Origin of the sequence: Streptomyces sp. NPDC001728 (assembly GCF_040297565.1) — a bacterium.
GTDB lineage: Bacteria > Actinomycetota > Actinomycetes > Streptomycetales > Streptomycetaceae > Streptomyces.
Window position 1 is genome coordinate 169,571 of record NZ_JBEOZK010000009.1, and the last position, 19,739, is coordinate 189,309.

At 73.0% G+C, this 19,739-nt stretch carries 14 protein-coding genes; 9 read left to right on the plus strand and 5 right to left on the minus strand.

Translation table 11 applies throughout. From position 1 onward, the window contains the following. Positions 1–244: 244 nt before the first annotated feature. The 4 genes from ABT154_RS16330 to ABT154_RS16345 all read left to right on the plus strand — a co-directional run bounded on the left by ABT154_RS16330 (position 245) and on the right by ABT154_RS16345 (position 5,792). Positions 245–1,306 carry a rod shape-determining protein gene (locus ABT154_RS16330; RefSeq protein WP_351857491.1) on the plus strand — a complete coding sequence of 354 codons (1,062 nt, stop codon included), beginning with the start codon at positions 245–247 and terminating at the stop codon, positions 1,304–1,306. A gap of 88 nt (positions 1,307–1,394) precedes the next feature. Beyond that, positions 1,395–2,924 (plus strand): GAF domain-containing sensor histidine kinase, encoded by a 1,530-nt coding sequence (locus ABT154_RS16335; protein WP_351857492.1) that lies wholly within the window; start codon positions 1,395–1,397, stop codon positions 2,922–2,924. Positions 2,925–3,090: 166 nt separating this feature from the next. After that, positions 3,091–4,275, plus strand: coding sequence for an MFS transporter (locus tag ABT154_RS16340; RefSeq protein ID WP_351857597.1), 1,185 nt, complete (start codon positions 3,091–3,093; stop codon positions 4,273–4,275). A gap of 59 nt (positions 4,276–4,334) precedes the next feature. Beyond that, the gene (locus ABT154_RS16345; protein WP_351857493.1) at positions 4,335–5,792 is read left to right on the plus strand and encodes an acyl-CoA synthetase; all 1,458 of its coding nucleotides are present in this window, start codon (positions 4,335–4,337) and stop codon (positions 5,790–5,792) included. Positions 5,793–5,850: 58 nt separating this feature from the next. Here ABT154_RS16345 and ABT154_RS16350 read toward each other — a convergent pair whose 3' ends face one another. The 4 genes from ABT154_RS16350 to ABT154_RS16365 all read right to left on the minus strand — a co-directional run bounded on the left by ABT154_RS16350 (position 5,851) and on the right by ABT154_RS16365 (position 11,752). Beyond that, the gene (locus ABT154_RS16350; protein ID WP_351857494.1) at positions 5,851–9,540 is read right to left on the minus strand and encodes a S8 family serine peptidase; all 3,690 of its coding nucleotides are present in this window, start codon (positions 9,538–9,540) and stop codon (positions 5,851–5,853) included. Between the two features lie 221 nt (positions 9,541–9,761). Beyond that, on the minus strand, positions 9,762–11,015 hold the full coding sequence (locus ABT154_RS16355; protein ID WP_351857495.1) for an MFS transporter: 1,254 nt from the start codon (positions 11,013–11,015) through the stop codon (positions 9,762–9,764). Further along, positions 11,012–11,458, minus strand: a complete 447-nt coding sequence (locus ABT154_RS16360) for a GNAT family N-acetyltransferase (RefSeq protein WP_351857496.1) — start codon at positions 11,456–11,458, stop codon at positions 11,012–11,014. The genes ABT154_RS16355 and ABT154_RS16360 overlap by 4 nt, the downstream gene beginning before the upstream one ends. Positions 11,459–11,533: 75 nt before the next feature. Beyond that, the gene (locus ABT154_RS16365) at positions 11,534–11,752 is read right to left on the minus strand and encodes a hypothetical protein (protein ID WP_351857497.1); all 219 of its coding nucleotides are present in this window, start codon (positions 11,750–11,752) and stop codon (positions 11,534–11,536) included. Between the two features lie 20 nt (positions 11,753–11,772). Between ABT154_RS16365 and ABT154_RS16370 the strand changes: the two genes are divergently transcribed. Both ABT154_RS16370 and ABT154_RS16375 read left to right on the plus strand, forming a co-directional pair. Then, on the plus strand, positions 11,773–12,273 hold the full coding sequence (locus tag ABT154_RS16370; RefSeq protein ID WP_351857498.1) for an NUDIX domain-containing protein: 501 nt from the start codon (positions 11,773–11,775) through the stop codon (positions 12,271–12,273). 44 nt (positions 12,274–12,317) lie between these two features. Further along, entirely contained in the window at positions 12,318–13,943 is a 1,626-nt protein-coding gene (locus tag ABT154_RS16375) for a drimenyl diphosphate synthase (RefSeq protein ID WP_351857499.1), read from the plus strand. Here the strand turns inward: ABT154_RS16375 and ABT154_RS16380 are convergent. Next, a complete protein-coding gene (locus ABT154_RS16380) occupies positions 13,940–14,428 on the minus strand; it encodes a MarR family winged helix-turn-helix transcriptional regulator (RefSeq protein ID WP_351857500.1) in 489 nt (162 codons plus the stop codon). The genes ABT154_RS16375 and ABT154_RS16380 overlap by 4 nt on opposite strands. A gap of 121 nt (positions 14,429–14,549) precedes the next feature. On the opposite strand from ABT154_RS16380, the gene ABT154_RS16385 reads away from it, so the two are divergent. The 3 genes from ABT154_RS16385 to ABT154_RS16395 all read left to right on the plus strand — a co-directional run bounded on the left by ABT154_RS16385 (position 14,550) and on the right by ABT154_RS16395 (position 19,729). Further along, positions 14,550–14,966 carry an organic hydroperoxide resistance protein gene (locus ABT154_RS16385; RefSeq protein ID WP_351857501.1) on the plus strand — a complete coding sequence of 139 codons (417 nt, stop codon included), beginning with the start codon at positions 14,550–14,552 and terminating at the stop codon, positions 14,964–14,966. Positions 14,967–15,217: 251 nt separating this feature from the next. Beyond that, positions 15,218–17,275, plus strand: a complete 2,058-nt coding sequence (locus ABT154_RS16390) for a phosphocholine-specific phospholipase C (RefSeq protein WP_351857502.1) — start codon at positions 15,218–15,220, stop codon at positions 17,273–17,275. Positions 17,276–17,398: 123 nt separating this feature from the next. Then, on the plus strand, positions 17,399–19,729 hold the full coding sequence (locus ABT154_RS16395; protein WP_351857503.1) for a hypothetical protein: 2,331 nt from the start codon (positions 17,399–17,401) through the stop codon (positions 19,727–19,729). Positions 19,730–19,739 lie beyond the last annotated feature (10 nt).

A 19,739-nucleotide genomic window follows, 5' to 3' on the forward strand; every position in this document is an offset into this window, starting at 1 on the left:
CAGGCTATGCGGCCCGGTACGGCCGCAGGTAGGCACGGACGTGAGGATCCTGTGAGGAAACCGCAGGTCGGCGGCTGTGCGCCGAGATTCTCCCGCTTCGGGGCGTACGCGCGGACGCGCCACGCCGGGCCCCGGGCGGCGCAGCCCAGCGCGCGCCGCGCCCCGGACGGCCGGACGATGCCAACAGGATCGCGTAACGCGAAACGCCTCGCCCGTGCCAGCACCGCACTCCGGAGGATCCGCCGTGACCGTCAGCCTTGAGCAGCTGCGTCGTTGCCATGTCGCCGTCGACCTGGGTGCCGCCCGCACCCGGGTCTTCGTCAAGGGCGCCGGACTCGTCGTCGACGAGCCGAGCGTCGCCGCCGTCAACACCCGTACCGGAGCGCTGATCGCCGTCGGCGCGCTGGCCGAGAAGATGACCGGCCGCACCCCCGACTACATCCGGGTGGTCCGCCCCGTCTCGGGCGGCACCGTCGTCGACATCGACATGGCGCAGCGGATGCTCCGCCACCTCCTCGGCGAGAAGCTGCGCCGCCAGCTGCGCCGCAAGCCCCGGCTGCGCGCCGCCGCCTGCACCCCGCACGACAGCGACCCCCTTGCCCAGCGCGCGGCCGTGGAGACCCTCGTCGGTCTCGGGGCCCGCCGGGTCGAGCTGGTCGACACGCTGATCGCGGCGGCCGTGGGCTGCGGGCTGCCGGTCGAGCAGCCGACGGCGACCATGATCATGGTGTGCGGGGCGGCGACCACGCAGGTCGCGGTGCTGTCGCTCGGCGCGATCGTCACGGCGGAGCGGATGGCGGTCGGCGGCGACGCCATCGACCACGCCGTCATCCAGCATCTGCGCCACCACCACGAGCTGATGCTGCCGAGCCAGTCGGTGCGCCCGCTCCAACTGGCCCTCAGCGGGAACGGTCTGACCCCGCACGGCCCGGCGTGGACCGAGATCCACGGCCGGGACGTCGCCACCGGCCTGGCCCGCTCGGTGACCGTCGACACCGCCGCCGTGCGCGAGGCCATCCACACCCCGCTGACGGCTGTCCTCGACGGCATCGGGAAGGTGCTGCGGGACTGCCCGCCGGACCTGGTGGCCGACCTCGCGGACCGCGGGATCATGATGGTCGGCGGCTCGGCGCTGCTGCCGGGGCTGGACCAGATGCTCCGCGAGGCGACCGGGATGCCGGTGCACATCGCCGAACGCCCGGACGTGTGCGCGGTCCTGGGCCTCGGCGCGATGCTGGAGGGCAAGGTCCAGCCGATGGTCCTCGACCCGCTGGCGGAGCGCGACCCGCTGGCCGACGAGGACTGAGCGCGGACCGGGCCGACGATGCCGACGCGGATCGAGCCACGCCCGGACACCTCCGGCGAAACCTCATGATTCGTATGACAATGGGACCATGACGATCATGGATGAGGACACGGACGAGGACGCGCCCCGTCTGCCGGTGCTGCTCGAAGCCGTCCTCAGCGTCGGCACGGACCTCGAACTCCGCACCACGCTCCAGCACATCGTGGACTCCGCCGCCGAGCTGACCGGGGCCCGATACGGCGCGCTCGGGGTCGTCGACCCCGAGCGCGGCAGCATCACCGAGTTCTTCACCTCCGGCGTCACCGACGAGGAGCGGCAGCGCATCGGCCGCATCCCCGACGGCCGCACCGGGCTGATCGGCGTCCTCATCCAGGACCCGCAGCCGCTGCGGCTCGCGGAGCTGACGGCCGATCCGCGCTCCTCGGGCGTCCCCGAGGGACACCCGGAGATGCACTCCTTCCTCGGTGTCCCGATCCGGGTGCACACCGAGGTCTTCGGCAATCTGTACCTGACGGAGAAGCACGTGGGCGGCTTCACCGAGGAGGACCTCACTCTGCTCCGGATCCTCGCCTCGCAGGCGGGGATCGCGATCGGCAACGCCCGGCTGTACGAGACGGCACGGCAGCGGGAGCGCTGGATCGAGGGGGCCGCCGCGGTGACCACGGCGCTGCTGACCGGCCAGTCCGCGGAGAACGCCCTGATGGCCGTGGCCGAGCAGGCCCGCATCCTCTCCGGCGCCTCCGCCGGGGTGGTCCTCCAGCCCACCCAGGAGGGCGGGATGGAGATCGTGGCCGCCTCCACCACGGACGACCCGGGCGACCTGGTCGGCACGACGATCGCGCCCGGCTCCCCCGTCCTCGTCCAACTCCTGGGCGGGGAACCGGTGTTCATCGAGGACTCGGCGACCGATCCCCGGATGACCACCCATGTGCGGTCGCGGTTCGGCCCCTCGATGATGCTGCCGCTGCAGAGCGGCGGGAAGCTCATCGGCACCCTCGCGCTCCCCCGGCGGCGCGGCGCGGAGCCCTACTCGGCGGTGGACCGGCTGCTCGCCTCGCAGTTCGCCTCGCAGGCGGCGCTCGCGCTGGTCCTCGCGGACGCACGGCACGACCGGGAGCGGCTCGCGGTGTACGAGGACCGGGACCGGATCGCCCGTGACCTGCACGATCTGGTGGTCCAGCGGCTGTTCGCCACGGAGATGATGCTGGAGTCCACCCGGCGGCGGGCGGCCGGCTCCGCCGACGACGACGCGCTGCTCGGGCGGGCGGTGGACGAGCTGGACTCGACGATCCAGGAGGTCCGTACGACCATCTTCGCGCTCCAGCAGCCGCCCGCCGACGCACCGACCTCCTTCCGGGGGAAGGTGCTGCGGGAGACCGGCGGGGCGGCGGTCCTGCTCGGCTTCCAGCCGTCGGTGCACTTCTCCGGCGCGGTCGACACCCTCGTGGACGAGGAGGACGCGGGGAGGATCCTGGCCACGCTGCGCGGGGCGCTCGCGGCGGCCCACCGGCGGTCCGGGATCGGCGCGATCATGGTGGAGGTGTCGGTGGGCGACGGGGGCGCACGGCTGCGGGTCGAGGACGACGGCACACCGCCGACGACGGTGTGCTGGCCGTAGGAGCCCGGCGCGCGGGGCCCGCACGCGCGCGGGCCCGTACCCAGGGCACGCGCGCGGGCACTCGTACGGAGCAGCCCGGCGCGCCGCCGACCCCGTCCCGATCTTGACTGGAGGGGTGACCACCGACACCAAGCCCCCGACCGCCGCGGCCTACCGCAACCTGGTGATGGCGACCATCGGCTTCACGCTCACGTTCTGGGCATGGGACCTGATCGCGCCGCTCGCCAGCTGGTACGGCGACCGGCTCGGCCTCAGCTCCTTCGAGCAGTCGCTGCTGGTCGCGGTGCCCGTCCTCGTCGGCTCGCTCGGCCGCGTCCCGGCCGGGGCGCTGACCGACCGGTACGGCGCGAAGCTGATGTTCCCGCTGGTCTCGGCGCTGACGATCGTCCCCGTGCTGCTGCTGATCGTGGTCAAGGACAGTTACGGCCTGATGCTGGCCGTCGGCTTCCTGCTCGGTCTCGGGGGTACGACCTTCGCCATCGGCATCCCACTGGTCAACTCCTGGTTCCCGCCCGCGAAGCGCGGTCTGGCACTGGGCGTGTTCGGCATGGGCATGGGCGGTGTCGCGCTCTCCGGCTACTTCACCCCGCGCATCGCGAAGCACGGCGAGAACCTGCCGTTCATCGTGGTGGCGGTCGCGCTCGCGGTGTACGCGGTGCTCGCCACGTTCCTCATCACGGACCGGCCCGACCGGCCGGTGCCCACCGCCCCGCTGGCGGACCGGCTCCGCTCGGCGGGCCGGCTGCGGGTCACCTGGGAGCTGTCGGCGCTGTACGCGATCGGCTTCGGCGGCATCGTCGCGTTCGGCGTCTATCTGCCGACGTACCTGAAGACCTGGTACGAGCTCGACCCGACGGACGCGGGCACCAAGGCCGCCGGGTTCGCGCTGGTCACGGTCGTCTTCCGGCCGATCGGCGGCTGGCTGTCGGACCGGGTGCACCCGGCGCTCGTCACGGCCGTCGCGCTGGCCGTGGTCGCCCTGCTGGCGATCGTCCAGGCCTTCGACCCGCCGCTGAACCCGGGCGGCACCATCGCCCTGCTCCTCATGGCGGCCGGTCTCGGCACGGCGAGCGGCTCCGTCTTCGCCCTGGTCTCCCAGGTGACCCCGCAGGCCAAGGTCGGCAGCGTGACCGGCATCGTCGGCGCGATGGGCGGGCTCGGCGGCTTCCTGCCGCCGCTGGTGATGGGCGCGATCTACAGCGCGAAGGGCTCCTACTCGATCGGCTTCATGCTGCTGTCGGACCTTGCGCTCGCGGGCTGTGCGTACGCGTACGGGCGGATGCGCGGGATCCGGCCCGACGGCGACGCGGATGCGGCGGAGGCGACGAAGGTCACGGCCGGCCGGCCCTGACGCCCCGGCAGAATGGCTCCCGGCGACCCTCGCCCTCGACGACCCGAGGAGTACGACAGGTGAGTGCCTTCTTCCCGGCCCTGGCCGACGCGGCCGGGACCGATCCCGAACGGCCCGCGCTGCGCTGCGGCGCCGACACCCTGACGTACGAGGAGCTGGCGCGGGCGGGCGGCGCGGTGGCGGCCCGGCTCGCGGGGTCCCGGCGGGTCGCGGTCTGGGCCACGTCCAGCGCGCACACGGCGGTCGCGGTCGTCGGGGCGCTGCTCGCGGGCGTGCCCGCCGTACCGCTGAATCCGCGCACGGGCGAACGGGAGCTGGCGCACATCCTCGGCGACAGCGCGCCCACGGCGGTCCTCGCGGGGCCGGCGGACGTGCTGCCCGCCGGGCTCGCCGGACTGCCCCGGATCGATGTGGACCTCGCCGCCCACGGCCCGGCGGCCGTCGAACCGGACGACCCGGAGGCCCCCGCCCTCGTCGTCTACACCTCCGGCACCACGGGCCCCCCGAAGGGTGTCGTGCTCTCCCGCCGGGCGGTCGCCGCCTCCCTCGACGCGCTCGCCGAGGCCTGGTCGTGGACGGCGGACGACGTCCTGGTGCACGCGCTGCCGCTGTTCCATGTGCACGGTCTCGTCCTCGGCGTCCTGGGCCCGTTGCGGCGGGGCGGTGAGGTCCGGCACCTGGGCGCGTTCTCGGTGGAGGGCGTGGCGCGGGAGCTGGGTGCCGGGGGCGGCACGATGCTGTTCGGCGTACCGACGATGTACCACCGGCTCGCGGACGCGCTGGCCGGGGACGCGGCCCTGGTCCGGGCGATGGCCGGGGCGCGGCTCCTGGTGTCCGGTTCGGCGGCGCTGCCGGTGCACGACCACGAGCGGATCGCGGCGGCGACGGGCCGGACGGTCGTGGAGCGGTACGGGATGACCGAGACGCTCATGAACACCAGCGTCCTGCCGGGCGCCGGGCCGCGCCCCGGGACGGTCGGGATGCCGCTCGCCGGGGTGGGGCTGCGGCTCGTGGACGAGGACGGTTCGGTGCTCGGGGCGTACGACGGGGAGACGGTCGGCGAGGTGCAGGTGCGCGGCCCGAACCTGTTCTCCGGCTATCTGAACCGGCCCGAGGCGACGGCCGCGGCCTTCGACGGCGACTGGTTCCGCACCGGCGACGTGGCGGTCCGGGAGGCGGACGGCGCGGTGCGTCTGGTGGGGCGCAGGGGGACGGACCTGATCAAGAGCGGCGGCTACAAGATCGGGGCGGGCGAGATCGAGAACGCCCTGCTCGACCACCCGGGCGTGCGCGAGGCGGCGGTCACGGGGGAGCCCGACCCGGACCTGGGCGAGCGGATCGTGGCCTGGGTGGTGGCGCGGGACGGGGAGAGGCCGCCGGCGGAGGCGGAGCTCGCCGACCATGTGGCCGGGCAGCTCGCGCCGCACAAGCGGCCCCGGGTGGTGCGCTTCCTCGACGCGCTCCCCCGCAACGACATGGGCAAGATCCTCAAGAAGGCGCTGCGCGAAGGAAGCTGAGCGGACGGAGTCGGGCCCCCGCCGACGGCGGGGGCCCGGTCCCAGAGGTGTCGGGTGGCTACTTCACGCCCACCGCGCGGATCAGTTCCTGCTTCACCGAGCCGCCCCGGTCGTCGCTCGCCCCGGCCCGCAGCGAGACGGACTTCGCAGCGGCCGGAATCCGCAGCTCGCCGTTCCAGGCGGCGCCGTGGCGGGCGGGCTTGAGGGCGACCTTCGTCCAGGTGACGCCCTCGTCGTAGGAGACCTCCAGGGTGCCGCCGACGATGGTGCCGGTGCCGGTGGCGCCCTTCACGTACTCGGCGGAGATCCCGACGGGCAGCCTGCTCCCGGTGCGGACGTCACCGTCGAGGTCGGTGGCCACGTCGAAGCCGAGGTTGAGCATCGGCAGGTAGGTGGAGCGGCCCGCCGGGGTCTCAGCGGAGCGGAAGGTCCACTCGCTGTGGCCCTTGCCCGCGAGCCGCCAGCGCGCCGGGTCGAGCGCGGTGTCGGTGACCACCTTGTAGGTGGCCTCCTCCGCCGGGGCGTCCCAGGCGTAGGCGCCGGAGCTCTTCTTGCGGTCGACGCGGACGCCGTTGACGTACACCTCGGTGTACTGGGTCATCGAGGCGTCGCCCCACACGTTGCCGAAGCCGGTGTGGTCGTTGCCGGAGTCGCCCCAGCCGGGGGTGTTGAAGCGCAGGTCGTTGCCGGCGCGCTGCTGGCCCCAGCCGAGGCCGGTGCCCAGCCAGGGGTGCCAGACGGGACCGAACCAGTCGAGGTCGACGCGGCTGCCGCCCCGGTAGGACGGGGTGCCGCCGCGCTCCTCCAGGGAGTCGCCGAGGTCGACGGACTCGTGCCAGCGCTGGCCGGTGCCGGTGGAGACGTACTCGGTGCGCCGGGCCGGGAAGGCGATCCACTCCTTGAAGCCGAAGCCGATCGGGAAGGCGTCGGTGATCGAGTAGCGGAACTCGCCGCCCAGTTCCTCGCGCTTGGTCGGCGCGTAGAAGGTGGAGCGGATGGTGGCGAGTTCGTCCTTGCCGGGCCGCAGGACCAGGTCGGTGCCGATGGCGCCGGGGTGTCCCTCGGAGAGGTCGTAGGTGTACGGGGTGAAGCGGGTGCCGGTCAGGTCGACGCGCTTGCCGCGGGCGGCGGCGGCGGCGAGGCGGTCCGCGTCGGCGGTGGCGATGGTGGCGACGGCGAGCGGCCGGTCCTCGTAGTCGGCGGTGCCGAACCACTTCATCAGGCGGCCCGGCCGGTCGTCGGTGACGAACAGGGCCTTGGCGCCCGCGTCCTGGGCGTTCTGGGCGAGCTGCGCCGGGTCGGCGCCCGCGGTCAGGCGGACGAGGACCGCCTTGCCGACGACGTCCTTGCCGGTGTACTCGGCGGCGGTGCCGGTGCCCGCGTCGACGAGGCCGAGACGGTGGCCGCCCTCCAGGAGGGTGGCTCCGGCCTGCGGCGTGGCGTCGGAGAGCCGGGCGCCGTCGACGCTCGCCTCCAGGAGCGGCTTGCCGAGGCGCCAGACGGTCCGGTACTCGAAGGTGCCGGTGGCGGGCTTCTCCGTGGGCGCCGCGAAGATCGAGTCGTACATCGGCGGGACCTGGACGGCTCCGCCGTACGAGGCGCCGTTGGCCTTCCGGTCGAACTCCATCAGGAGCTGACGGGTCTCGGTGCGCTTGTCGACCTCGGCGCGGATCTCGCGCAGCCGCCGTCCGTCGAGGGTGATCTCGCGGTCGCGGTCGAGGGTGATCTCCGGCGCGGTGAGGAAGCCGAGGCCGAGGGAGTCCTTGCCGTGGGAGCCGCGCACGTCGAGGAAGGTGTCGACGGTGTACGTGCCGGGCTTGAGGCGGAGTTCGAGGGTGCCGGACTCGCCGACCGGCACCGGGAAGGCGTCCTCGCCCTCGGCGAGCTTCTGGACGCCCAGGCGGGCGGCGGCGGGGGCGCCGTCACGGTCCTTGACATGGACGGTGAGGGTGTAGCGCTCCTCCTCCTTCACCAGGCCGAGCGCGGTGTGCGCGACGGGGGCGCCGCCGGCGGTGGCGGTGATCCGGCCGGAGGACTGGCCGACGGGGGCCTTGGTGCCGTCACCGGTGACGGTGGTGCTCGCGGAGCCGTGGGCGGGGACGGTGAGGGCGGTGTCGGCGAGGGTGGCGACACCGGCCGCCATGCCGTCGACGGAGAGGTTCAACTCGACCGGGGCGTCGGAGGAGTTGGTGTAGGTCAGGGTCCTGGTGACCGGCTTGCCCTCCTCGTACGGCCAGGCGGTGAAGCCGAGGTCGGCGGAGCCGGTCGCGGTGACGTTCGCGGAGATCGCGGCGGCCACGTCGACGCGCCCGGAGCCGAGGGCGTACGCGGAGGCGTCGAGCGTCCTCGACGAGGACATCAGCGCGTCCTTGAGGCGGGCGCCGGTCCAGTCGGGGTGCTTCTCCGCGAGCAGCGCGGCGACACCCGCGATGTGCGGGGTCGCCATCGACGTACCGCTCATGCTCGTGTACAGGCCGCTGCCACCGACGAGCTGGGAGCGGGCCGCGAGGATGCCGACGCCGGGCGCCGACAGGTCGGGCTTGAGAGCCTGGTCGCCGTAGCGGGGGCCCTGGCTGGTGAAGTACGCGGCCTCGTCGGCGGAATCGACGGCGCCGACGGTCAGCGCGGAATCGGCGGCCCCGGGCGAGCCGATGGAGCCCGGGTAGCCGGAGTTCCCCGCGGCGATGACGAAGAGGGCGCCGGTCTCGGCGGAGAGGGTGTTGACGGCCTGGGCCATCGGGTCGGTGCCGTCGCTGGGCTCGCTGGAGCCGAGGCTCATCGAGACGATCTTCGCGTCGATGTCCTTGGCGGCCCACTCCATGCCGGCGATGATCTCCGACTCGGAGCCGTAGCCCTCGTCGCTGAGGACCTTGCCGACGGCGAGGGTGGCGCCGGGGGCGACGCCCTTCTCCTTGCCGTCCGAACCGGCTCCGCTGCCGCCGACGGTGGAGGAGACATGGGTGCCGTGGCCGTTGCGGTCTGCGACCTCCTGGCCGGCGATGAAGGACTTGGTCTCGGTGACCCGGCCCGCGAGGTCGGGGTGGGCGAGATCGGCGCCGGTGTCGAGGACGGCGACCTTCACACCCTTGCCCGTGAGCCCGGCCTCCCAGGCCTTCGGGGTACCGATCTGGGCGTTGGACTCGGCCATGGCGGCCTTGACGCGGCCGTCGAGCCACACCTTGCCGGGGGCGGCGGCGCGGGAGGTGCCGCGCGCGGTGAAGCCCTGCCAGAAGGCGGCGGGGTCGGTGGCGGTGACGGCGGCGCCGCCGATGCTGGGCAGGGCCCGGACGGTCTCGGCGCCGCGCGGGGCGGCGGCGCGGGCGCCCTTCCCGCCGTACGTGACGATCAGCGGCAGGTCGCCGGTGATGCCCTGCTCGACGAGGCCGGTGACGTCGAAGAGGCGCGGGTCGAGCGCGCCGGAGTCCAGGTAGGGGCGGGCCTCGTCGGGGATCACGGTGACCCGGCCGTTCGCGGTCCGGCTGCGCATCGCGCCGGTGGCGCCCTTCGCCCGGTCGACGGTGACGGTGCTGTTGCCGCCGCCGAGGTCGGTGAGGGTGACGCGGTCGCCGGTGACGAGGGTGACGGTGGTGCTCGCCTTCGGGGCGGCGGTGGCCTTGAAGGTGTCCGGTACGGGGGTGGCGGTGGTCCCGGCGGCGGCGGTCTGCCCGGCCGTGAGCATCACGAGGGTGATGCCTGCGGCGATCAGCGCGGCTCTCCCTCTGTCGAAGGGTGCGTTCCTCGACGTCATCGTTCGAACTCCTCGCGGACCCGGGGTCGGGGGTGTTTCCGGGTGCCGCGAGGAGTCTTGGCCTGGGAGAGGGGAGTTGACTCCTGTCGTTCCTGGCGGTTATGCGCCGTGGCGGTCAACCGCCAGACCAGGAAGGTCGGTTCGGGGTGAAATCGCTCGGGGGAGGTACGGGACCCGGCTCAGGGCTCGGGTCGGGGCGAGGGCGAGGTGGGGCGAACCGCTCAGGGCGTCGGGTCGAGGGCGTCGTACCGGCGGAAGCCGCGTGCGTACAGGGAGAGGGCGCCGACCGCGAGGACGCAGGTGATGCCACCGCCGGTGATGGCGACGGCGGGCGAGGTCAGATCGGCGACCGAGCCGGCGAGGAAGTCGCCGAGCCGGGGCCCGCCCGCCACGACCACGATGAACACGCCCTGGAGCCGGCCGCGCATCTCGTCCGGGGCGGCGACCTGCATCATCGTGTTCCGGAAGATCATCGAGACGGTGTCGGAGTACCCGGCGAGGGCGAGCAGCAGCAGCCCGAGCCAGAGGTTCCGGGTGAGCCCGAAGACGGCGATGGCGGTGCCCCAGCAGGCGACGGCGATCAGGATCGCCTGCCCGTGGTGGCGGATACGGCCCTGCCAGCCGGAGAGGACCCCGCCGAGCAGCGCGCCGAACGCGGGTGCGGCGACGAGGAGTCCGGTGGTCTTCGCGTCGCCGCCGTACCAGAGCACGGCGACGGCGGGGAACAGCGCGCGGGGGTGGGCGAGGATCATCGCGCAGAAGTCCGAGAAGAACGTCATGCGGAGGTTGGGGCGGGTGGCGAGGAAGCGCAGCCCGTCGAGGACCGAGGCCCTCTTGTTCCCGGTCCGCTCCGGGAGCATCGAGGGCAGCCGCCACATCGCGTACAGGCTCGCGGAGAAGGCGACGGCGTCGACGAGGTACGCGGTCTGGTAGCCGGCGAGCCCGACGATCAGACCGCCGAGGCTGGGGCCGACGAGGGTGCCGAAGGTGGTGACCATCGAGTTCAGCGCGTTGGCGGCGCGCAGCTGCTCGGGGGGCAGGAGCCGGGGGATCATCGAGGAGCGGGCGGGCGCGTTGAGCGCGGCGCAGACGGACTGGAGGGCGACGATCCCGTAGAGGAACCAGAGCCGGTGGAAGCCGGCGAACGCGGCGGAGGCGAGCGCGATCGACAGCGCGGCGGAGCCGGAGGCGCTGAGGAGGCCGAGCTTGCGGCGGTCGACGGTGTCGGCGATGGCGCCGCCGTAGAGCCCGAAGACGACGAGGGGTACGAGGGAGAACAGCCCGACGAGCCCGACGGAGAAGGGCGAGCGGGTGATGTCGTACACCTGGAGGGAGATGGTGAGGGCGGTCATGCCCTGCCCGACCCAGGAGACGGTGTTGCCGAACCAGAGCCGGCGGTAGTGCACGGAGGTCCGCAGCGGGGTGAGGTCGGCGAAGACCCTGCGGCGCTCCCGGGTGTCCTGCGTGGCGGTCACGCGAGCTCGTACCGGAGCTCGGGGCGGTCCCAGTGGACGTGCCCGGCGGCGGGGACGGTGCCGGTACGGACGGCGCCGGTGCGCAGATAGAACTCCTCGGCGGGCGGGTGCGCGACGACCCGCACGGCACGGAGCCCGGCGTCCCTGGCCTGCCCGGTCATGTGCTCCATGAGCAGCCGCCCGATGCCGAGCCCCTGGGCGCTGTCGGCGACGAAGGCGAGATCGAGCTCGGCGTCCTCGACGACGAGCGCGTAGAACCCGAGGACGCGTTCACCCGGGTCGACGGCGACGAAGACGGGATGGTGCTCGATGTACGCACCACCGACCTGATACCCCTCGACCATGCCGGCATAGTCACCCCGATAGGCCCCGGACCCCCGAACAAGCCGGGTGAGCCGCTTGGAATCATCGGCGACGGCACGCCGGACGGTGAACTCGGACATGGGGTGAGTATAGGGGCGGACTTGACGTTCGATCCTTACGTTTTTTCGCGTGGGATCCGAAGATCGCACAGGCGGCTACGATACGTCATCATGCAATCGCACTACGTGATGGGCGACGCCCCTCGCGATCTTCTCGACCCTCTTGACCCTCTTGACCTTCTCGGCCTTCTTGACCCCCTTGGCCCTCTTGACCCTCTTGACCTTCTCGGCCTTCTTGACCCTCTCGGCCTTCCTGGCCTTCCTGACGGCGGTGTTGACTTCGGTATCCGTCCACGCCCCGTCCGCGCGACGCACGCGCGGGTGCGGGAGCGGGCATGAGTGCGCACGCGCATGAGCGGGTGGACTACGTCGATCCCCGGGATCGGGTCGTCGCGCAGGGGCGGCGGACCGCCGGGGTTCCCGCCGGACTGCTCCGGCGTTACGCCGCCACCGTCTGCACCGATCACGCCGGCCGTGTCCTGCTCTACCGGCGGACGCCCTCCGCGCCGGTCTACCCCGACCACTACGACGTACTGATCGGCGGGGCCGTGCGGACCGGTGAGGCGTACCGCGCCGCCGCCCTGCGGGAACTCCGGGAGGAGTTGGGCTGGGAGACGGCGACCGGGCTCGTCGAGGCGTACCGGATCCGGGTCGACGATCCCCACGGCCCCTGCTTCCTGACGGTCCACCGCTGGGTGGCCGACCGGCCGCCCCGGCCCGACCCGGAGGAGGTCGCCTGGTGCGGCTTCGTCGCACCGCTCACGGTCGTGACCGGCGGCTACACCCCGGTGGTCCCGGCCGGCGCCGACGCCGTACGGCGCCTCCTCCCCCTCTGATCCCCCGTCCCCACCCCCCGCACCTCACGAAGGACACCTCCCCCATGACGTACTGCGCGCTGCCCTTATCCGGCGCCACCCTCGCCGTTCCCGGCCCCCGGCCGGAATCCGCGCCCACCGCCGGCCCCCTCGACCGCGCCCGCGCCCGGCTCGCCACCCGGCTGCTGGCGGCGGCCGGTCCGGACGGTCTGCTCCGCGCCCCCTGCGACAGCCGCATCCTGGAATCCGCCCTGGCCCTGCGGCTGCTCACGGTGACCGGGGTCGACCCGGACGCGCAGGAACGGCTGACGCGCCGCCTCAAGACCGCCCTGGACGAGGGCGCCCCCGACCCCGTGCAGGAGGCGGCGGCCCGCGCCGCGCTGGGCGAGTACGTGGACGGACCGGCCGCGCTGACCCGGCTGCTCGGCGGCTTCGACCACTTCACCGCCGGGCGCAAGCGGCTGATGTTCCAGACCGTCCTGGCGGAGCTGGGCGCCCACGGCTTCCCCGAACTCCCGTCCCCCGGCGCGGCCTTCGAGGCGCGCGGCCAACAGAGGTGGCTGATCACGGAGATGGCCGCCCTGAAGGTCCTGTACGCCTTCGGCACCGGCTCGCCCCGGCTCGTCACCGAGGAGGACTGGCGCGTCCTGGTCCCCTGCGCGCTGCCCGGCCCGCCACCGGACGGCTGCCATCTGGCCCGGATCCTGGCCCTGTTGGCGCTCCGGCACCGCCCGGGTTCCGCGACGGCGGTGGCCGCGTGCGCCCGGGAGCTGCGCGGGATGCTCCGCGAGGACGGCGGGCTGCCGTTCATCACCGGTCTGGGTGTGTTCGCGACGGCGACCGGCGGCCTCGCCCTGGCGGGCACCGGGGCCCCGGCGCACACCCTGAAGGCCCTCGCCACAGCACTGACTGAACGTCAGAATCCGGATGGGGGCTGGGGTTTCGACCGCCATGTCGGCCAGAGCGACGTCGACGACACCTCGTACTGCGTGGAGTTCCTGCGGACGGCCGCACCCGAACGGCTCGGCGCCGAGGTGGCGGCGGGTGAGCGGTATCTGCTCGCCCGGCGCGGCGGGGACGGCGGCTTCCCCACCTTCGAGCCGGGCACGGCCTCCGAGGTGGCGATAACGGCGGCGGCCGTGAACGCCCTGGCCCCCGAGCCCGCCCACCTGCCCGTGGTGACCGAGGCGGTCCGGCTCCTGGTCGCGCGGCAGGAGGAGGCGGGGCCCTTCGAGCGGAGCTGGAGCCTGAACGAGAGCAACGCCCTCTTCCGTACGGTCCTCGCGTACGACTCCTTCCGGGCGGCTGCGCCCGGCCATCCGGCGGGCACCGAGGTCGCACGGGCCCGAGCCCGAGCCGTGGCGCGGCTGATCGACACCCAGAACGCGGACGGCGGCTGGGGGCACGTACCGAGCGACCCGAGCGACCCGATCAGCACCGCGTACGCGCTGATCGCGGTGGCCAGGACACCGGCGGTGCCGTCGGCGGTGGGCGCGACGGAACGCGCGGTGCGTCACCTCCTCGAACGGCAGCGCCCGGACGGTGGCTTCGTCTCGCGCCCGGACCAGGCCGGCCCGAGGCCGCTCCCGTACCACGTACCGCTCCTCACGGACGTGTGCGTACTGCTGGGCCTGAACCACGCGCGCGGCCTGAGCCCCACGCGCGGCCGGGGCGCGACGACGGCCCGCTAGGGCGTCGCGCAGGCGGCGAGGTCGTCCGGGTCGACGCGGTCGAGCCGGGCGGCCAGGGCGTCGAGCCGTTCCCGCAGCTCACGGATGTCGTCGAGGCCGAGGCCGGTCGCGGCGGCGATCCGGCGCGGGACGCCGAGGGCCTTCGCCCTGAGGGCGGTCCCGTCGGCGGTGGGGCGCACGGTGACGGACCGCTCGTCCTCGGGACTGCGCCGCCGCTCGACGTATCCGGCCGCCTCCAGCCGCTTGAGCAGCGGCGACAGGGTGCCGGATTCGAGCCGCAGCCGCTCCCCGATCCCCTTCACGGGCAGCTCGCCGTGTTCCCAGAGCACCAGCATGACGAGGTACTGGGGGTAGGTGAGCCCGAAGTCCTTGAGGGCCTCGCGGTACACGCCGTTGAACGCGCGGGTCGCCGCGTGCAGCGAGAAGCAGATCTGGTGGTCGAGCCGGAGGAAGTCCTCGTCCGGGACGGTGTCGAGCGTCTCCATGGGACCAGGATACGCGAGGGCACTTCACACGCGATTGAGTTGTGCGCAACTTAATCGTGCGCTACTAATGGAGAGCGCCACACGCAGAGCACCGCACCCCGAGGACAGGAACGGAAGACCCATGGACGCCATCTACACCGCCGTCGCCACCGCCAACGGCCGCGAGGGCCGCGCCGTCAGCTCCGACGGCCACATCGACCTCCCCCTCGCCCACCCCCAGGCCCTCGGCGGCGACGGCCGGGGCACCAACCCCGAGCAGCTCTTCGCCGCCGGGTACGCGGCCTGCTTCGCGAGCGCGATGAACCTGGTGGCCCGCCAGGAGAAGATCGACATCTCCGAGGTCTCGGTCACCGCCGAGGTCTCCATCGGCAAGGACGCCGCCGACGGCGGCTTCGGCCTGGCGGTCGTGATGCGCGCCGAGTTCCCCGACCACCTCCAGGGCGAGGCCGGCCTGGCCCTCCTGGAGAAGACCCACGCCTTCTGCCCCTACTCGAAGGCGACCCGCGGCAACATCACGGTGGACCTCGTCGTGGAGTGATCTCCTGTTGGTTCGTGCCCGCCCCCGATGGCCATCTACCCACCGGGGGCGTTCGGTTGTGAGTTTTCATGTTCGAGCACGGGGGATTCGTCTACCGTACGGCGAGCAGTCATGGGACGGCCGCCGGGCCGTGGCCCACGGACGCTCTCCTTGGGGCGCCCGTCGGCCGGTCCGCCCGGTCGTCGCGCCCGCACCCCCACGCCCGCGCCCGCACCCAGCGCTCGCGCTCACACCGGAGGAGAACTCCCCCCATGGCCGATCTCGACCGTCGCCGCTTCCTTCAACTGGCGGGCGGCACCGCCGCGTTCACGATGCTCTCGGAGAGCATCGCCCGCGCCGCCGCGATCCCGGCGCAAGGCTCCACCGGCACGATCCAGGACATCGACCACATCGTCGTCCTGATGCAGGAGAACCGTTCCTTCGACCACTACTTCGGGGCGATGAAGGGCGTGCGGGGCTTCGGCGACCCGCGCCCGGTCACCCTCCCCAGCGGCAAGTCCGTCTGGAACCAGGAGGACAACTTCGGGAACGTCACGCTCCCCTTCCGGCCGACCAGCGACAAGCTGGGCATGGAGTACCTCCAGGGCCTGAACCACGACTGGCAGGGCGGCCAGAGCGCCTTCAACAAGGCCAAGTACAACAACTGGATCCCGGCCAAGACCAAGGCCACCATGGCGCACCTCACCCGCGAGGACATCCCCTTCCACTACGCCCTCGCCGACGCCTTCACCGTCTGCGACGCGTACCACTGCTCGTTCATCGGCGCGACCGACCCCAACCGCTACTACATGTGGACCGGCCACGTCGGCAACGACGGCACGGGCGGCGGCCCCGTCCTCAACAACGCCGAGGCGGGCTACGGCTGGACCACCTACCCCGAGCGCCTGGAGGCGGCGGGCGTCTCCTGGAAGATCTACCAGGACATAGGCGACGGCCTGAACGCCGGCGGCACCTGGGGCTGGATCAACGACGCCTTCCGCGGCAACTACGGCGACAACTCGCTGCTCTACTTCAACAACTACCGCAACGCCCAGCCCGGCAACCCGCTGTACGACAAGGCCCGCACGGGGACGAACGCCAAGAACGGCGAGGGCTACTTCGACCGGCTGCGCGCCGACGTCCAGGCCGGCACGCTGCCGAAGATCTCCTGGATCGCCTCCCCCGAGGCCTTCTCCGAGCACGCCAACTGGCCTTCGAACTACGGCGCCTGGTACATCGCGCAGGTCCTGGACGCGCTGACCTCGAACCCGGACGTGTGGGCCCGTACCGCACTGTTCATCACGTACGACGAGAACGACGGCTTCTTCGACCACGTCGTCCCGCCGTTCGCCCCGGGCGACGCCTCATGGGGCAAGTCCACGACCGCCACGACCCTGGACTGGTTCCCCGGCAAGATCGGCTACGCGGCCGGCCCCTACGGCCTGGGCCCGCGCGTCCCGATGATCGTCGTCTCGCCCTGGTCGACCGGCGGCTACACCTGTTCGGAGACCTTCGACCACACCTCGGTGATCCGCTTCATGGAGAGCCGCTTCGGCGTCCGCGAGCCGCAGATCTCGCCCTGGCGGCGTGCGGTCTGCGGCGACCTGACCTCCGCCTTCGACTTCACGCGCGCGGACACATCGGCGGCCCCGCTGCCACCGACGGCCGGCTACTACCCGCCGGACCGGAACCGCCACCCCGACTTCCCGGCCACCGCACCGGCCGTCGGGACGATGCCCCGCCAGGAGCCGGGCTCCAAGCCCACCCGCCCGCTGAGGTACGCCCCGTACGTGGACGGCGCGGCGGACGTGGCGGCCGGCACCTACCGCCTCACGTTCAGCGGCGGCCCGGCGGCGGGCGCCCAGTTCTACGTGACCTCGGCCAACCGCACCGACGTCCCGTGGACCTACACCGCCGAGGCGAACAAGTCGATCGCCGACACCTGGAACACGAAGTACTCCAAGGGCGTGACCGACCTCACCGTCCACGGCCCGAACGGCTTCCTCCGCCGCTTCCGCTCCCCCGGCAGGACGGCCGTCCCGGAGGTGACCGCCCGTCACAACGCGAGCACGGGCAACCTGGACCTGTCGTTCACCAACCCGACGGGGTCCCCGGCGACCCTGACGGTCACCAACGCCTACGGAACCACCCAGACGCTCACCGTCGCGAACGGCGCCACGGCCACCCACACCGTCGCCCTGACCTCGGGCCACTGCTGGTACGACGTGACGGTCACCTCGTCCACGTCCACGGACTACCTCCGCCGCCTCGCGGGCCACATCGAGACCGGCGCCCCCGACGTCTCGGACCCGGGCATCCTCACGTACTGAGCGGCGTCCGCGTCGGAGGGCGACCCCCACCCGACGACGCGGCGGCCGGGGCCGCGGTCCACCGGAACTCAGGACGCGTACAACCATTCGACGACCCGGGCTGTCCACTCTGTCGTCGCCGACGTGAACACACGGGCGACAGCAGGTTTCTTTCTCCTGGGGGTTGTCATCCTGTACTCCGCTCGTTCCGCGCGTTCCGTCCTCACCCGCCGGCGTCACCTCACGGCCGCCGTCGCCACCGCCCTCGCCGTCACCCTCGGCGCGGGCGTCCTCGCCGCCGCCCCCGCCTCCGCCTTCACCGACGCCGTGACGGCGCAGGCGGGGACCACGGCCGCGAAGCCGGTGGTCCTCAAGGCCACCGACCGGCTCGACGCCGTCGGCGCGACCGGGTTCGTCGCCGGCGGACGCTGGTACGCGTACGCGGACGGCAGTTCCCTGCCGCTGTCCGCGCCGAGCTACGACAGCGCGGGGGGCGATGTCGTCGCGACCGGTGACGAGTCCACGCTGACGGCGTCCCGCGTCGTGAGGCTGCACGACATGGCCACCGGCACCGCGCCCGTCACCGTCGACCTGGGCGCGCTCAACGCGCGCTACGTGAAGGCCGTCGGCCCCGATTCCGTGCTGGCGCAGGTGCCGCTGGAGGACGGCTCCGTCGAGCTGCGGCTCGTCACCGCCGGCGCGGACGGGGCCACCCAGCGGAAGATCGCGGGCGTCCCCGCCGGGAAGACGTGGTTCACCGCCTCGGCGCTCGTGAACGGCTCGGTCGCCGTCCAGTACTTCTCGGGTGAGGACGCGGCCCGCCGGGCCCACTACGCCGTGGTCGACGTGGCCGCCGCCGAGGCCGTCTCCACCCTGGTCACCTCGCCCGCCCACAACGGCGACGTCGGCCTCTCCGCCACCCATGTGCTGGCGGCCACGACGAAGGGCGCCGAGGGCTACCGCGGCTTCGTCGCGCTCGACCGCGCCACCGGCGTGGAGACCCCGGTCGATCTCGGCCTCGACTCCGACCTCGTCACCGGCCTGACCGGCTCCTGGGCGACGTACGCCGCCCGGACCGGCCTGACCGACGAAGGCATGCTGGACGAGACGCGCAAGGCCCTCGTGCCGCTCCGGGCCCGGTCGCTGGCGAACGGCGAGACCGTCCGACTCCTCGACCACGTCACCAAGGTCCTCACCGCGCCCGACGGTTCGCTGCTCGCCGAGGGCGGCACCACCAAGGACGACGAGGGGCTCTACCGGATCGCCGTGGACGCGGACGGCAGGCCCGCCGCCCGGCTCGTCGCCTCGAAGGGCGTGCCGACCGAGGTCGTCTACCGCGGTACCGACATCCCGTACTCCTCCCTCCGCCTCGACAGGAACCCCACCCTCAAGTGGCGTTTCTCGCGGGTCAACATCGATGTGCACCTCACGCTGCGGAACCGGGCGACCGGCGCCGCCTTCTCGTACACGATGCCCCTCTCCACCGAGTCCGCCGGCTCCCCGTACTACTACGGCGACAACACCGTCGGCATCACCTGGGCGCGCATCGCCGAGCTGTCCCAGCTGGGCAAGGACGCCCGTTCCGGCGTGTACGACTGGACCATCCGCGCCGTCCCGCAGAACGGCGTCGGCCCGGATCTGGAGGCGTCGGGCAACTTCCAGGCCGGCCACACCGCCGACCTGCACGACATCAAGCAGAACGGGGGACCGTCGCTGGTCGTCCGGGACGCCGCCGGACAGATGAAGCGGATCGACACGCGCTACGACGCCGCCGCGAAGACCCTCAAGGCGACCGGGGCGCCGGTCGCCGGCGGCGGCGGGTGGGGTGCCTACGACCGGATCGAGGCCGCCGGGGACGTCGACCACATCGACGGCGGCGACGTCGTGGCACGCGACCGCGACGGCTTCCTGTGGCTGCACCAGGGCGCCGGCAACAGGTGGAGCCCGACGTTCACGCCCCGCCGGCGCATCGGCGACGGCTGGAACACCTACGCCCGCTTCACCGGCGGCAGCGACCTGACCGGTGACGGCCTCGCCGATCTGGTGGCCGTCGACGCGAAGGGCGACCTGTACCTGTACCAGTCCACCGCCTACACGGAATCGGTGTACAAGGCCCGCAAGAAGACCGGTCACGGCTGGGGGATCTACGACCGGATCACCGCCGTCGGCAACGTCGCCGGAGCGGGCGCCGGTGACCTCGTCGCCCGCGACAAGGACGGCGTGCTCTGGCTCTACCTCGGCAAGGGCGACGGCACCTTCGCCCCCCGCACGAAGATCGGCGGCGGCTGGAACGCCTACGACGACGTCATCGGCATCGGCGACGCCGACGGCGACCGCGTCACCGACCTCCTCGCCTACGGGCCGAACGGCGCCGCCTCCTTCTACAAGGGCACCGGCGACTGGAAGGCACCCTTCGCGTCCCGTGTCACGAGCCCGGTCCTCAGCGGCGCCGGCGCCTACAACATCGCCTTCTGACCCCCAGATC

Coding starts and splice junctions, on each gene's coding strand:
- ABT154_RS16370 (WP_351857498.1), top strand. CDS start 11,773: ATGAGTGCGCACGCGCATGAGCGGGTGGACTACGTCGATCCCCGGGAT.
- ABT154_RS16350 (WP_351857494.1), bottom strand. CDS start 9,540: ATGACGTCGAGGAACGCACCCTTCGACAGAGGGAGAGCCGCGCTGATC.
- ABT154_RS16385 (WP_351857501.1), top strand. CDS start 14,550: ATGGACGCCATCTACACCGCCGTCGCCACCGCCAACGGCCGCGAGGGC.
- ABT154_RS16335 (WP_351857492.1), top strand. CDS start 1,395: ATGACGATCATGGATGAGGACACGGACGAGGACGCGCCCCGTCTGCCG.
- ABT154_RS16380 (WP_351857500.1), bottom strand. CDS start 14,428: ATGGAGACGCTCGACACCGTCCCGGACGAGGACTTCCTCCGGCTCGAC.
- ABT154_RS16375 (WP_351857499.1), top strand. CDS start 12,318: ATGACGTACTGCGCGCTGCCCTTATCCGGCGCCACCCTCGCCGTTCCC.
- ABT154_RS16340 (WP_351857597.1), top strand. CDS start 3,091: ATGGCGACCATCGGCTTCACGCTCACGTTCTGGGCATGGGACCTGATC.
- ABT154_RS16360 (WP_351857496.1), bottom strand. CDS start 11,458: ATGTCCGAGTTCACCGTCCGGCGTGCCGTCGCCGATGATTCCAAGCGG.
- ABT154_RS16390 (WP_351857502.1), top strand. CDS start 15,218: ATGGCCGATCTCGACCGTCGCCGCTTCCTTCAACTGGCGGGCGGCACC.